Source organism: Stieleria marina (assembly GCA_007741555.1).
Lineage (GTDB): Bacteria > Planctomycetota > Planctomycetia > Pirellulales > Pirellulaceae > K23-9.
Window position 1 is genome coordinate 6,005,315 of the sequence record CP036526.1, and the last position, 15,344, is coordinate 6,020,658.

General features: G+C 55.4%; 9 protein-coding genes. 4 read left to right on the top strand and 5 right to left on the bottom strand.

The window, feature by feature from the left end; genetic code table 11:
• Positions 1-101 precede the first annotated feature (101 nt).
• Positions 102-3,236 (top strand): efflux RND transporter permease subunit, encoded by a 3,135-nt coding sequence (locus tag K239x_RS21320; protein WP_145420404.1) that lies wholly within the window; start codon positions 102-104, stop codon positions 3,234-3,236.
• 737 nt (positions 3,237-3,973) lie between these two features.
• Entirely contained in the window at positions 3,974-4,405 is a 432-nt protein-coding gene (locus tag K239x_RS21325; protein ID WP_145420405.1) for a hypothetical protein, read from the top strand.
• Between the two features lie 139 nt (positions 4,406-4,544).
• On the opposite strand, the gene K239x_RS21330 is transcribed toward K239x_RS21325, so the two are convergent.
• From K239x_RS21330 to K239x_RS21350, 5 genes are all read right to left on the bottom strand, one after another.
• A complete protein-coding gene (locus K239x_RS21330; protein WP_145420406.1) occupies positions 4,545-5,510 on the bottom strand; it encodes an L-threonylcarbamoyladenylate synthase in 966 nt (321 codons plus the stop codon).
• A gap of 107 nt (positions 5,511-5,617) precedes the next feature.
• Positions 5,618-6,937: a hypothetical protein gene (locus K239x_RS21335; protein ID WP_145420407.1), complete on the bottom strand. Its 1,320-nt coding sequence runs from the start codon at positions 6,935-6,937 to the stop codon at positions 5,618-5,620.
• Between the two features lie 316 nt (positions 6,938-7,253).
• Positions 7,254-8,303 carry a hypothetical protein gene (locus K239x_RS21340; protein ID WP_145420408.1) on the bottom strand — a complete coding sequence of 350 codons (1,050 nt, stop codon included), beginning with the start codon at positions 8,301-8,303 and terminating at the stop codon, positions 7,254-7,256.
• 317 nt (positions 8,304-8,620) lie between these two features.
• Positions 8,621-8,839 (bottom strand): hypothetical protein, encoded by a 219-nt coding sequence (locus tag K239x_RS21345; protein ID WP_145420409.1) that lies wholly within the window; start codon positions 8,837-8,839, stop codon positions 8,621-8,623.
• Between the two features lie 199 nt (positions 8,840-9,038).
• The gene (locus K239x_RS21350; RefSeq protein ID WP_145420410.1) at positions 9,039-11,504 is read right to left on the bottom strand and encodes a peroxidase family protein; all 2,466 of its coding nucleotides are present in this window, start codon (positions 11,502-11,504) and stop codon (positions 9,039-9,041) included.
• Positions 11,505-11,742: 238 nt separating this feature from the next.
• Between K239x_RS21350 and K239x_RS21355 the strand changes: the two genes are divergently transcribed.
• Both K239x_RS21355 and K239x_RS21360 read left to right on the top strand, forming a co-directional pair.
• Positions 11,743-12,420: a sigma-70 family RNA polymerase sigma factor gene (locus K239x_RS21355; RefSeq protein WP_145420411.1), complete on the top strand. Its 678-nt coding sequence runs from the start codon at positions 11,743-11,745 to the stop codon at positions 12,418-12,420.
• Between the two features lie 33 nt (positions 12,421-12,453).
• Complete coding sequence (locus K239x_RS21360) at positions 12,454-15,324, top strand: serine/threonine-protein kinase (RefSeq protein WP_145420412.1); 2,871 nt, start codon at positions 12,454-12,456, stop codon at positions 15,322-15,324.
• Positions 15,325-15,344 lie beyond the last annotated feature (20 nt).

A 15,344-nucleotide genomic window follows, 5' to 3' on the forward strand; every position in this document is an offset into this window, starting at 1 on the left:
GGTGCCCGCTCCGGGGCACCGACGCTCTTTACAACGGCGTTTCAGTTTGACAAACCATCGCGGCGGACTCACTGAGTCACGTCTTGCCAGAGAATTTACTTATGGGCCTGACTAATCTTTCGCTGAACAATCGCTTCGCCGTTTTGGCAGCAGCGATCGCACTGAGCGTGTTGGGAGTCGCAGTGATTCCCGGCATCACAATCGACATCCTGCCTGACTTTAAAAAACCCGTCATCGTCAGCTACTTTTCGTACCCAGGGTTGCCGACTCTGGACATGGAGAAGTCCGTCAGTTCACGAGTCGAACGCGCGCTGACGTTAGCCGGAAAGATTGAACACCAAGAATCGCGAACCATTCCCGGCGCCGCGGTGATCAAGGTTTTCTTCCAACCGGGAGCCGATGCAAGTTCAGCGATGAACGACATCGTCAACCTGGAAGCGAGTGATATGTTTCACTTGCCCCCGGGGATTGAATGGCCATTTACGCTTCGCAGCGAACCCGCCAACTTGCCCGTTGTCTTGGCAGCGATTTCGGGTGAAGGCCTTAGCGAATCCCAGCTCTACACGATTGGCTACTACGCCGTCCGAAACAAAATGGGTGGCCTCAAAGGCGTGCAGATCCCTCACCCATTCGGCGGCAAGTTTCGTCAGATGATGGTGTACGTGGATCCGGACAAACTTCGCGGCTACCACGTTAGTGCAACCGACGTCGTCGAAGCGATGCGAAAGTCCAACCTTGTACTCGCTGCGGGCACCGCACGAATGGGCGGCACCGACTACCAAGTCCACCCGCGAAATACATTGCCAGACACGGCCGAAATCGAAGCCATTCCGATTGCCATCCGCGACGGCAACCCAATCTTCATTCGCGACGTCGCCCGCGTGGTGGATGATGCAGCACTGCAATACAACATCGTCCGGGTAAACGGCAAACGTAGTGTCTATTGCCCGTTGCTTCGCGAACCCGGCGAGAACACGGTTGCGGTCGTGGACCGAATTTACGAAGGAATCGCCTCCGAAATCCCCAAGATGAAGGAACGTGGCGATATCCCCGAGGCGACGGAAGTCACTCTGGTTTCAGATCAATCCAGTTACATCCGCAACGCGATGCGCAACCTATTGGTTCAAGTCTTGTTGGGCGCTTTTCTGGTTGCGATCGTCGTTCTTGTTTTCTTGCGTCAGATAATGCCCACGGTGATTATCGTCTCGACGATTTTGCTGGCGATCTTGATCGGTGCACTGGGTTTTGCATTTTCTGGGCAAACCATCAACGTGATGACACTCGGCGGCATCGCGTTGGCGATCGGCACGGTCGTTGATGCGGGCATTGTCGTTGTCGAAAATATTCTGCGACACCAACGGATGGGCAAGTCCAAGATGGATGCGGCACGTGACGGTACGCAAGAAGTCTCGCCAGCCATCCTGGCGGGAACCTTGACGACGCTGGCTGTTTTCTTGCCGGCAATCTTTTTGACCGGCATGATCAAGTATCTGTTTGCCCCGCTGTCTCTGGCAGCGACGCTAACGATTGCCGCATCGTATCTCTTGGCACTGACCATCGTCCCCGCATTTTGCGGGACATTTGTCCGCAACAAAGTGATCGGAAAAACCGATGCGGAGCCGCAAGAAACCGAGGTAAAGGCTCGCGGCATTTACGGAAACATGCTCAATATCGCTCTGAAGGCTCCCGCGATTTGGTCACTGCTGATCATTCTGGGCGTGGGAGCTTCCTACCTCCTGTTGCCCAAGATCGGTACCGAGCTCTTTCCAGAAGTCGACGCAGGTACGTTTGAACTGAGGCTGAAAACGCTTCCAGGCACGTCCCTTGTCGAGACTGAAAAGCTGGTTGAGCGAATCGAAAACACGATCAAAGAAGTAATCCCCGAAGAACAGATCGATACGTTGATCGCCAACATCGGGTTGCCGGTGGGCAAAGGCGCTGGTTTCTCGACCGTCCTAAGTTCCAATTCAGGCCCTGACACAGCGTACGTGATCGTAAATCTAAAGCAGTCAGGGCGTTCAACCAGCACCAAAATCTACATCGATCAACTTCGGCAAAAACTGACAACGGACTATCCGATGGAACAGTTTCTGTTTGTCTCCGGTGGCATCGTGAACATGGCGCTCAACGAAGGTGTACCGACACCCATCAGCGTGCAAGTCTCCGCCGGAACTCTGCAACAATGCCGCGATGCAGCCGAACGAATCGTCAAAGAGATCGAGCCGATTGCTGGAACCGCAGACGTTCAAATCGCTCAGTCGTTGGACTATCCCCAATTCGATGTTCAAGTCGATCGTACGCGTGCCAAGTACCTTGGCATTGATCAAGAAGAAGTCGCACAAACTGTGCTGACCGCATTGGGCTCCAGCGTCGGCTATTCGCCAACAATCTGGATTGATCCCAAATCCGGTGTCGACTTCTTTATGGGCGTCCAGTACGAATCCAACGATTTTCAGTCGTTAGATGATGTACGGAACATTCCGCTATCGCTTAATTCGGCCGACGGTCCGATCACGATTCCACTGTCGAACATTGCCACCGTGAAACGAGTCAACATCCCGGGCGAAATCGCTCACTACAACATTTCGCGAGTCAACGATGTTCATGTCAATGTCGTGGATCGCGACCTAGGTTCTGTCGCGGCAGACATCGACCGTGTGATCGAAGGGATGGAATTTGCAAACGGTGTTTCAGTGACACTCCGCGGGCCGGTCGAAAAGATGCGTACCGGCATGAGCATGTTGGGCATTGGATTGGCCGTCGCGACTCTGATGGTCTATTTGGTATTGATGGCGCAGTTCCGATCGTTTGTTGATCCGCTGATCATCATGTTGGCGGTGCCACTGGGCATCGGCGGTGTCCTGTTAGTCCTGTACCTGACCAACACCAACATCAACATTCAATCGTTGATGGGCACGCTGATGATGGTCGGGGTCGTTGTCAATAATTCGATCCTGATTGTCGAATTTGCAAACCGCCGACTCGCCGAAGGATTGATGCCGCGTGATGCAGCATTATCTGCCGCCCAAGTTCGCTTGCGTCCAATCCTGATGACGTCGCTTACACTGGTGGCGTCCATGCTGCCTTTCGCGTTTCAATTTGCACCAGGAAACGAAGCCATGCTGCCATTGGCAAGAGCCTTGCTGGGAGGCATGGTCGTTTCGACAGTGTTGACGTTGATCTTGGTGCCTTGCGTGTATTCACTACTGCACAAGCAACGCCCGCTGGCAAGCTAAACACGAATCGCCAAGCCACTGGCTTTCTGTCGCTATCGCTGATGTCGATGCTACTGATGTCGATCCGTCGGGGAAAAGCCCGTGGCTAACGTCGGCGTCTCGATACCGTTTCGACGCAACGCCAAGTGCGTGTGGGAATCTGTAACGATTGTTCCGGAAGCAGGAAAAATTTGGTTCCTGACGCGAATTCGGCTTATGCGCCCGGACGAGTCGCATCAAACCGACATTTCAACGTTCTTAACAGAGAATGTCGCGTTGGGTCTCCGATGCAACTATCAGAGAAGTTGAATTCGTTGTCATCGGTCAATTCGTTACGGCAGGCACTTTCGGTCGTCAAGTACGACAGAAGGTCGTCGGCGTCCGCTGCATTTGGCCAGCAACCTCGGCAACGAATCAATCAAAGTCCAGGAAGTGCGTGGAGATGTACTTCAAACACTTTGAAGCAAACCTGCGGTCCCATCAGCACATGGAAGAAAAAAATGATCGGTCAGTCACTTACGCGCCTCTTGTTAATCGCAGCAGCCCTATCGATAGGATTCACGTGCAATCAAACCGTGCAAGCGGCATGCAATATTGGCTGCAAAACCAGCCAATGCTGCCCTAAGTGCAAATACGTTTGCAAGCTGACGGCCGAAAAAGTCGACGTCGAGAAAAAATGCTTCGAGGTCGAGACGGACTACATCTGTGTTCCACGCGTCGTCTTTCCGTGGCAGCGGCCCAGCCAAAAGTCGTGCGGCATGTGCAATTCGTGCGACGGCAGCGGCTGCAAGTCTTGCAGTGCCTGCCCCAACAACGGAGCCAAGATTCGCAAGGTTAACAAGTTGAAGGTTAAGAAGTACGAATGCCCTGAGTGCAAGTACACGTGGGATGCCGAAAAAGTCGGCGGCTGTTGCGGTGGTAACTGCGGCACGGCTAGTTGTGCCGACGGATGCTGTGCTGACGGATGCTGTGCTGACGGATGCTGCGGTGGTTCATGCGACGACGGAGCAACTGGCGTGGACCTTTCACAGGTGAACTACCCGCCATCGGCTGATGTGTCTTACGCGGCTCCGATGCAGTACGAACCTTCGCCGACCGTTGCCCAGCCAATGCCAACAGCGGTTCCGGCTCCCGTCTATACGGATCAGACCCCGCCGGCTGCCGACTACTACGCTCCGGTAGCTCAGTAAATACCCGCGCACCAAGGCGACGGAAACTGACGACTAAATCAAAACCTCGACCGAGCTATCTCGGCCGGGGTTTTTCAGTTTGAATACTACCCACGGGACGATCGCTGCCAGGACCGAGCTGTTGCTACTTGGCCAGTTGCTATTTGGCGGCTGCTCGGCGCAAACGATCCATGATCGCGCGCCCAAGTTCGGCTTCGGGAACCGGCATGGCAATGATCGAGTCCAGGCCCATCTCATCAAGACGCCGAAGCGCCGCGAACAGATTCACGGCTGCTTCGCGAAGACAGCCTTTGGCAGACAGCACTTCGACCGCAGCGAAATGCGCTGCCGCAGAATGCGTCTGGAAACTGAGCAACCCGACTTTTTGGTTTTCGATGGAATCATCCATCACCCAGTCACTTGCAACCAACGTCAATGGTGTCGTTGGTGCGTAGTGACTGGCCAATTGACCGGGCGCGTTGGGATTGCCTTCGGACTGTGCTTTGATATCGATTGTTCCGATGACCGCCTGAATTTCTTCCAACGTCACGCCTCCGGGACGCAACAAAGTAGGGCGATGATCGGACGATTCCACAAACGACACCACGGTTGATTCGACTCCGATCCGGCATGGGCCATCGTCCAGCACCGTGGGCAGTTGATCTCCAAACTGCTGCCGAACATGAGCCGCAGTCGTCGGGCTGATCATCCCGAAACGATTCGCGCTGGGAGCCGAAATGGGAACTCCCGTAGCCCGGATAAACGTTCGAGCGACGTCGTGATCCGGGCATCGGATGGCAACGCTAGGCAATCCCGAAGTAACGATATCCGGCACGCTGGAGTGTTTGGGCAAAACCAGCGAAAGCGGCCCGGGCCAAAACCTTTCGATCAGCTCGGCGGCGGCCGGTGGAATCACCTTTGCCAAATCGACAAGCTGGTCGACATCGGCGATGTGGACAATCAACGGATCAAATCGTGGCCGACCTTTGAGTTCAAAGATTTTGGCGACCGCATCCGCATTTAACGCGTTGGCTCCCAGTCCGTAAACGGTCTCGGTCGGAAACGCCACCAAGCCACCTCTGCGAATGAGGTTTGCCGCGTCAGAGATTTCCTGCTGTGTCACCATGGAAGCTGATCTTGATGGTCGTGATCGATTCGGTCGCAAGACAGTTTGCCGCATTTTGCCTGCTGCGAACACCTCTCTGATAATGTGACATCGCCGGATCCGTCGACTTATCCAGAGAAGTACGGGTTCTGCTGAACACCCGCCGGATTGCGTTTGGCATCACGATCGGCTCGAAAGGGAACCGCCAAGGGTTTTGTCGTTTCGGGCGCCGTATCGGGCACCGGAGTCGCTGTCCGCCGAACCGTCGTGACAGTCTCTGGTTCAGCTACCAAATCGGCGACGGCCGGCTCCGCGGCGGCCTTTTCAAAACCAGGCTGTTCAGCGCTCATTGGCTCAAAGCCGTCCTGCTCCGCATCAGAACTCTCGCTGGATTGTTCCGGCAACGCATCTTCACCCGCCAGGCTGACTAGCGTCGGTTCGACCGATGTTCCGGCGTTTGCTTTTGCCTGTGCACGCAGCCACGCGACGGCCAGCTTGAATCCAGCCTCAGGCACCGATCCATGCCCACTACATTTCACAGGAACGGCGACGGCTTTCTTGCCGACCGCTTTGGCGTAGCCCAACACTTCACGCGGCCGCGTGATTTGGTCGGTCGGCGTATACAGCAACAGCATTGGCACATCGGTGACTTTGGCATGCACGATGGGCATCGAACGATTGACTTCGTGGGCTAACGTCCCTGCGTCCGCGCCGCGGATTCGAGCGACCGTCATGTGGCTGCCAAACTCCATTTCGCAGGCAGGTGCAAAAGCCACGCTGCCGCGAATTCGTTCGTCGTGGGCCGCCAGCAGCAGCGCCTGCTTGCCTCCACTGCTGTGACCGATCGTATAAAGTTGGTCCGCGTCGATCTCCGGGAATCGATCCAGTGCAAACTCCAAGGCGCGTTTTGCATTGATCAGCCCCGCTTTGGAAGCGACATACTGACGAGTCATCTGAGCAATATCACTGGGTGTCGGCTCACGCTCAAAACTTGGTTGGCAACCGTCCGTTTCGTAAGCAACGATCGCGAATCCACTCTGGACGTAGGGCAGCATTGGCTCGATGTCTTCGTCACTGAGTACCATTCCCGAAAACAGATAGGCCCCCGAACCATTGACGATCAACGTGGGAACTTTGCCAGCGGGCATCGGACTGGGAAGCACGACGCGCACTTCGCTATCGTGCCCTGGCTGATCGTCGGCAATCCCCAGATCCGTGATGTACTCCGTGGCGTACTGCGTGATGCGTTGACCAGCGGGCCGTGCCGGAAGCTCGATTGCCGGCAACTCAGCCAAATCAAATGGCTTGTATTCGGTCGGCTTGATCTCAGGAAGCTTTAGACCACAGCCCGCAAATAACGTGGTGAACAATAACGTGGTGAACAGGGCAGCCAAGCAAAACAAAGGATGCCGTCCCGAACTTGGCAACTGATTTAGACAACGTGACATGGCGGTCGACCAGGAGTGAATGAACGGCGAAGAACACCGAAGAATTGGAGGTATCAGGGCAACGCTAGGTCAGCCAAGCGGCGGCCGAGCCTACTTTTGAAGGCCAGACCGCCCCTCAGGCTGCCAAAAGCGTCATCACAGGAACGGTTGTAGGGACTATGCGTTTCCTCCAAGGCATATCGTGGTCTCACCAAGCCACTCACTCGCAATGGCAATGCCGTCGCGTGAATGGACATTGCCATTCACGCGACGACTTCGTTGACAAAGCCACTTAGCTGAGACTGCTGTGCAAGAGTCCCGCGAAACTGCCAGTCTGTCACTTTGCAACGGCAAACTTGGTCGTCTTGCGCGAGCGATCAACCCCGCCAGAAGCCTGTTTGGTTTCGATGGCAAATTTGTCGGCCCCGTCAAACTCGAGAATTTTGCGTCGCACCTGTGCGGAGCCACGCCATGCAACGACGAAGTCAGGAGCAGACGCGTAGCCATCGGCAAAATTGTGCTGAATGTCCATCGCGACAACTCTAGGCGTCCAATGCGATAGTTCACTCGAATCGATATCATGCATGTCAAAAGCGTATCCTTGCTCCATGCGTTCGGTCGTGAATTGCAAATTTCCGTTTTGCTTGAACACGGGGTAGTAGACGCTCGGAAACGCATCGATCCCAAGCTTTACTTCGACGGAAGTCATTCGGAATCCAAACTCTGCGACGTACTCTCGGATCAGGTTCAGTTGCGACAGCGTCAGCGCTTCGGTAGGAACAAACGTATCGGTGTTATCTTCCTTGAACAGAAAAGACGCGCCGTCGGACGGATCACCGTGGCACCAGTTCACTCGTTTTAGACTCGCGGAAAGACTGTCCATCACAGCATCGTCGACTTCGTGTGCAACCCCGACAGCGGCATACCACGCGACTGGATCCGGCTTGTGGTAGGCGATGTAGGCATAGCGCGTCGAGTCGCCAGCGTCGTAGGCTTCGATCTGCATCATTTCCGCGTTTCCTTGCAGGAGAGCGATGTGGTCGTTGATGCCTTGCTCCGTCATCCCAAAAAAGTGTGACACCAGAAGGTTGTCGACGTTTGGAACAAAAATCGCGCTACAAAGAACTTCATTGGCCGGTTCAAAAAACTCCGCATTGAAATATTCAATGCGAAAGAATGGTTGCAGATCGGCATAGAGGTCGCCGTATTCTTGGTACGAAGCAGCAGTGACCAAAATGCTGTCGCTGTCGCTGGTGACTTCCGTGGCACCGGAGTGTTTCTGGCCCAAAGTGAGCAACATGGTCGCTGCAATCAACACCGCACGCGTGCTGAGTAATTTGGCAACGGACATCGGATGGACTGGCGCAGTGATGCGAGAATAACGCATGGGATTGGCTCCGGTTGGGACAGCAAAGAAAAAGGCTGCCCAGGGCAAGCCACTTTTGAAACGGAGTCAGCGGTTAGCGGAACGGTGCGAGACGTGCGGTGCAAGACGTCCAGCGCGAGCCGTCCGGTGCGTCAAAGACCGGATGGCCTACGCCATTCCGCTAAAAACAAACCCTCATCTCTTCCAAAAAGTGATTCGCCCTGGGTCACTGCCTTATCAAATTGCCAATGCCATCTCCGACCGGACACAATAATGCAAACACACTGCGATTCTTTCCCGCCGATCTTTCCCGCCGAGCAGATTTAGGCGGCCATCGCCTACAAACCAAGCCACGGCAGTCGTCGCTGCATTGCTTGGCGAGTCCCTTGAGTCGACCGTTTGGCCATCGCGATGGTTTGGACCAACGAGTCGTCAACAACATCGCAAAGGTGGTCCATCGAAAGACGAGCCGCAAAGTCAAAGGTCGCCAGGATCGAATCCATTGCCGCGTCGCTGGCTAAAACCGCGTCATTGAGTTGGCTCGTTGTTTTTTTCATGGTAATGACCTTCAGTAGGGCAAAGAAGATTGCGTTGCGAAATCAGATGCAGCCAACCCCGGGTGTCCTCCGTTGAATCCGCCCGGCGAAAAGGCCTTTGAAAACAACGGAAGACTCGGGGTGGCTTGCGAACAAATCAACAAAACGCTGCAGCGGAGAACGGAAGTCATCCTGCGCGGCTGCTGTAAAACGACGCTTCTTAAACGAGGACGCGAAAATCGATGCCGTCCATGTTTTCATCGCCATTGGAAATCGACACGTCCCAAGTGTCGTCACCTTCGACGGTCCAAGAATCGGAGTCCGCGATACGAACCTGGTACGAACCGGACTGACTGACCGATGCGAAGGCATAGTTACCTCGAACGTCCGTCAATGTCGAATCGATCACCGTCCCGTCGGCATCGACCAATTCAACCAAGATTCCTTCCGCAGTAACGACGTTGTTATCCCCGCTACTGCGTGGACCATTTTGCCGGGGCCCGTTCTGCTGTGGGACACCTTGTCCCCGCGCACCAGACCGAGGATCAATGGGCGTTCTCGCAAGATTGTCCCCTTGTCCCAGGTCCAGCCCATTATCTGGCCCAGTTGTCGGCTGACCACCATCACGGTCCAACTCGCTGGTGAGTTCGCCCTGCGCATTCCCGGTCAACTGATCTGCCGATTCAAGTTGTGTTGCTGATTCGGCAATCACGGTTCCGGTGATTTCGGGTGCAAAGAAGAAAACATTGGACTGCAAGGAATCCAGTTCCGTATTCCGTTCGATGATGTCTGCCAGCGAAGTGCTTTCGATATCGCGAATCTCTCCATCGCTCATCGTGTTTTCGTAGTAGAACCGATCACCATCACGCAACCGTTCGAATTGATCGGCGATGATGGTGGTGGCGGTTTCACCGAGCGATCCATTGTTCGTGTGGTCTTCGGCCATCAGACCGACCCACAAATCGACGTTATTGACATCGCCATAGAGCGATTCCAGGTTCGCCTGAACATCCAGATCGCTCGTGATATCGGCGAACGATTCGACTGGATCCAACCCGTAGGCTTCGCGTGTCGTGTTGTAATCCGCCAGGCCATGGTCACGTCCACGCTGAATATTGAGCGAGACGAGATCCAGCCCGCCGCTGCCAGGAGCTCCGAATAAGAAATTGCGTAGGCTATCGACGACCTCCAAGTCAATCTCCTGCGACTGCGTCGACGAAGCGTACTTCAGGAACGAATCGATGCCGGTTTCTTCCAATAACTGCGGCGTGAAGAAGGCGCTGGCTAGCGAGATTGCCTCAGCGACTTCTTCTCCGTCGTTGCCCACCAATCGAAACTCATCATTGAGCGTGGAGTGCCCGAAGCGGAATGCCGCGGTCGAGAATTCGTTGGCGATCGATGGATCAATCGACGAATCATAGCCGTTGTATTCCGACAGCGCGTCTTCACCTAACAGCGCTGGCAAGTATTCGTTGTAGGTGATCGATTGCATCTCTGCGATCACGGTCGCGCGAGCTTCTTGAAAGATCTCCTCATCGGTCAGTTCGGGGTTGGCAGCGGAGATTCCGTCCGCTAGCTGATTGTGCTCACGCACGAACAACGCGTGCATCGATGTCAGCACGACGTTTTCAGCTGCACGAATGTCGCCGGCCAGAATTCCGCCGTCATCATCGGTTGGCAACAAACCGTCGTCGGACACCAACAAACGTCCTCCAACAAATTCACGTAGCGAATCGGACGTTTCCAGATCGCTCCCGTAAACCTGCGAACCATCCACCCAGGCCGTGATCGAATTGACTTGTTCAGCCGGATTGTCCGTTGATGTGCCGGTGCCATCGGCGATTGCCGACCGCGTCAGGTGAATGGTTTCTTCCCCGGTATTGAATGGATCAAACAGCGGGTCACCTTCGGGTACTTCGATGTCAAACGACTCCGCGTCGTCAGCGTTCTCTGGTTCCAACGACAGATCAATGTCATGATCAAGGAATTGGCCCCAAGCGAAAACGAATGAACTCAGGTTGCGTTCGCTAGTGGTTGCGTCAGGATCGGCAGCGGAAAGCGTGTTGCTGATTTCTCTGGCACTGGGACGGTCTTCGCCGGCTGGTTCGGAGATGCCGTCGGCGTAATCGTTTTCAGCGACACGAAGCAGTTCGGTGTCGGCGGCGCCGACTTGGGGATTCTCCAGGTTGTTACCTGTACCGTCGATGGAACGAACTTCATCGGTCTCATTTGAAACGGGTGGTGTCTCAGTAGGATTCTCAGGCGGTGTCTCAGTGGGATCCTCGGGCGGTCGTCCTTGATCACCTCCTCGACCTCCCAAGTCTCGGTCGCGGGTCATCCGATTAAGGACGCGTAGTGCGTCATCGGGTGTTAACCGGCCGTCACCATTGACGTCACGAAAACGACGGTTGTTCGGCTGATTGCCATCGTTCGCAGCTAGGTCTTCACCGCCGGGACCAGTAATCTGGACCTCGCCTCCTTCCGCCAATCCGTTCAGTATCATCAAAACATCGGCAGGACTGACTTCGCCGTCGGCGTTCACGTCTTCGGGGAATTCGACATTTTGAAAGGCACTGATATCAGCTGCCAGAAGCTGTCGTTGCTCCAGATTCTGAAGTCGCAGACGGCGATTATGGGAGGGGCGTTTGACGAAACGACGATTTTTCCCGCGTGGCGAGTTGCGCATGGTAGGCTCCTGAAAACGATGAAAAGACCGTGGTTTTGTTGCACGGCAATGAGAAGAGAGCTGAAAGTTCGTTTAACACTCGTCAGCCAATACACTCAACGCTGCTATCAACCGAGCATCCACGCGGAAAACGCGTTGGTTTTCAGAAAACTGCGGACAGTTGTCGCACCTGTCGGTTTTCTTGTCGCCAGCGAGTGGATAAAGTCGCCGTGGCCCGTTTAGTAATGCTGGAATTTCAATGACCGATACCAATTCGATTCCTGACTCCGATGAATCAGCGGCCGACGATGCGCCTCCATCAGGTGCGGATCCAGAAGTTCTGCAGCGTCTGCGAGATGATGGAGAGCAAGTTTTGGCAGATACGTTTGCGGCCAATCGCGAACGATTCTGGTACCTGGTAACGTTCCGACTTGATCGACGGATCGCGGCTCGAGTCGACGCGGACGACGTGCTGCAGGAGGCCTATGTTGCCGCGACCAAGCGGTTGCCGCACTACTTGAAGCAACCAGATTTTTCGCTATTTGTCTGGCTGCGGTTGATCGTTTCGCAAACTCTGATCGATGTTCATCGGCGGCACCTCGGTGCGGAGATGCGATCAGCAGGCCGGGAAATTTCGCTCGGCGGTCCCAAATTCCCTGAGTCGACGTCTGTTTCCCTTGCAGGTCAAATCGCGCTTTCGCAAACGTCTCCCAGCGGTGCGGCGATGCGAGACGAAGCGGCTGCATCGCTGGCAACCGCCATCGAACAAATGTCGGAACTGGATCAGGAAACGATTGCCCTGCGACACTTCGAGGGGCTCACCAATACCGAAGCTGCCGAAGTGCTGGGCATCAGCGTGACAGCGGCAAGCAACCGATACGTGCGTGCATTGTCACGCCTGCGCGAGATTCTGGAGCAGATTGAATCCGACAGTTAACCTGTTCTCGCCCTTTTCGATCGAAACAAAACCTTGCCATCATCCGACGACCAAACGCCGCCCCAACGAAATCCGATCGAATCGATCGCGTCAGACGTCGTCGATTCCATTCGCATTGGCAAAACAAAGCCGCTGCAACCGATCATCGAATCCAATCCGGAGCACGAAGACGAACTCCGTGATCTGATGCCGGTCATCGAACGCTTAGAAAACGCCAGGAAGTCGCAAGCTCAGCAGCTAAACAGCCTGGCTTCGCTGGGTGCCGATCGTCCTGAAAGTTTGGGCGACTTTGATTTGGTCCGTCAAATCGGGCGCGGAGGAATGGGCGTCGTCTTCGAAGCGATCCAGCGTTCTTTGGGGCGACGCGTCGCTGTCAAAGTATTGCCAAAATCGCTGCTAATGGACGACGTGCAGCTCAAGCGGTTTGAGCGAGAAGCAAGAACAGCCGCGGCGCTGCACCACACCAACATCGTTCCCGTTTTTGGCGTCGGCGAGGATCAGGGTTTTCATTACTACGTGATGCAGTGCATCGATGGACAGGGGCTCGACCGCATTATCAACCGTGGCGACGAACGCCAACTATCGTCGATGCAGGTCGCCCGGCTTGGCCGACAAGCGGCATCCGCGCTGGCGTACGCACACGGTCAAAAGGTCCTGCATCGCGACATCAAACCGGGCAACTTGATCGTCAATCGCGACAACGAACTTTGGGTAACCGACTTTGGCGTCGCCAAAGCGATCGAATCCGAAGCGGTCACTCGAACAGGCGATGTCGTGGGCACACTGCGATACATGGCCCCCGAACAGATCGTCGGCGTCAATGATTTTCGCGGCGACATCTATTCGCTTGGCGTCACACTCTACGAATTGTTGGCGGGCCGCCCTGCGATGGACGACGCATCGATCCGCTCGGCGATCGTTTCCAGACGGCCCGTGACGTCGCCGCCACCGCTGCGTCAGCTGAATGCCAATGTCCCCAAAGACTTGGAAACGATTCTGCACACGGCCATGTCGATCGACCCCGCTGATCGCTATCAGTCCGCTGCAGAGATGCGCGATGACTTGGATCGTTTTCTCAAAGGCGACACCATTTCGGTGCGTCCATTGTCAATTGCCGAAAGCTTTGCACGTTGGTCGCGACGCAATCCCGCCATCGCAGCGCTCAGTTCACTGTCGCTGTTGCTCTTGATCGGCGTCGCGACGCTTTCGCTGACTGGCTATCTGCATTCCCAAGACTTACTGCACAAAGAACAAGTTGCCAGAAACAACGCCGAACAGACAACGGAAACGGCAGCCAGCGCCCTAGACAAGATTTTTCAACGGTTCGCTGTCACACCGGGTGCCGGCCAATCTGCATCGTCGCAATTCGCTGCCGCTCCAGCGCTAAGCAGTGAAACAGCGGTCCTGCTGGAAGACCTTGTTCAGTACTTCGATGCGTTTGCCTCACGCACTCAGGCCAACCCTAAGTTGCGGCAGTCAGCGATCAAAGCACGCTCGTCGATCGGCGACATTCACTTGCAGCTGGGACAATATGAACAAGCGATCAAGAGCTTTCAAAGCACTTTAAGCAGCCTTGATCCGTCCGCCAGCGACACAACTTTGCAGAAAGCAAAAATGGCGAATCGCATCGGCTACGCGCACCTGATGATGGATCACAAAACCGCGGCGCAGCAACAATATCTCCACGCCATCGAACTTCTCCAAAGCGACACCGACGCGTCTCCTTCGCAGACCGATGACGACGCGAAACGATTCGAGATCGCCCGTGCCCATTTTTTGCTCGGCATGCGAGTTCAATCTGGGATGCGTCCCGATTCGATGCCGCCCCCCATGGCGATTGAATCGGAGTTGGGTGGGCCTCGCGAAGGAAGACGACCGGGACCGCCCGGCAGACCCGAGCACCACGCCGAAAAACGACTGATCCGCCCCAGCGAATCTCAAAGAGAACACTTACTGTATGCGGTCGATATTCTTCGCGACTTGGTCCAGCGAGATGAGTCCAACGTTGGCTACCAAGTGTCGCTGGCAGCCTGTTTGCGGCAACTCTCTGCCGACTCCATCACGCAGCGAGATGAAACGGAAGCGGAGTATCAAAACGAAGCAATCACCATACTGCGACGACTGCACGAACAACACGCCGACGACACCACCGTGTTGATCGAGTTGGCGACGGCATTGTCCAGCATGACCGTCTACGAAAGGATGACCCACGAAGATCACTTGGTCGCTGTGGAACACTTTCGCGAAGCGGTGCAGTACTGCGACCTCTTGGCGACATCGCATCCCAACATCCCTCAATACAACAATGCCCTCGTGCACTCTTTGTTTCGGCTCGGAGTCCTGCTGGAGCGGATGAGCCAGCGAGGCTTAGCGGGACGACCAAGCCCTGCGGGACGACCAGCACGGCCGGAAGCTTTTGGCCCGCAAACAATTCGTGGCCTTGGCCTGCGGCCGCCCGGCCCAAGAGCGTTGTTTGATCCGCATGCCCCAAGCGAACCGGGCAACATGCGGCCCGAGCAGCGCGACTGGGAGAAGGAAGCTACCGACGCTTTTCAACAAGCCGCGATGCGACACGCCGTGCTGCTTCGGCAACACCCCAGCGAAGTCGGATACCGTGCGTGGGACGCCGTATTCCTACTGCGGTATGGGGCGATGCTGTTCAAGTCGGGATCTTACGATCTAGCTGAACTGGCTGTCGGGCAATCCGTCGAAACCTGGGAATCGCTGTGCAACGATCACCCCGACCAACAAATCGCTTGGGAAGCCGTCCCGCTGGCGTACGACATCCTCTCGCAAATCCAACAACGCATGGGCAAACCGCAAGACGCGAATCGATCCCGAATCGAAGCCGAATTAGGAAGACTACTGCTGGAAACAGGCGTCCACGGCCCCGCGTCCAGATAGCCCAAACGATCGCCTCGACA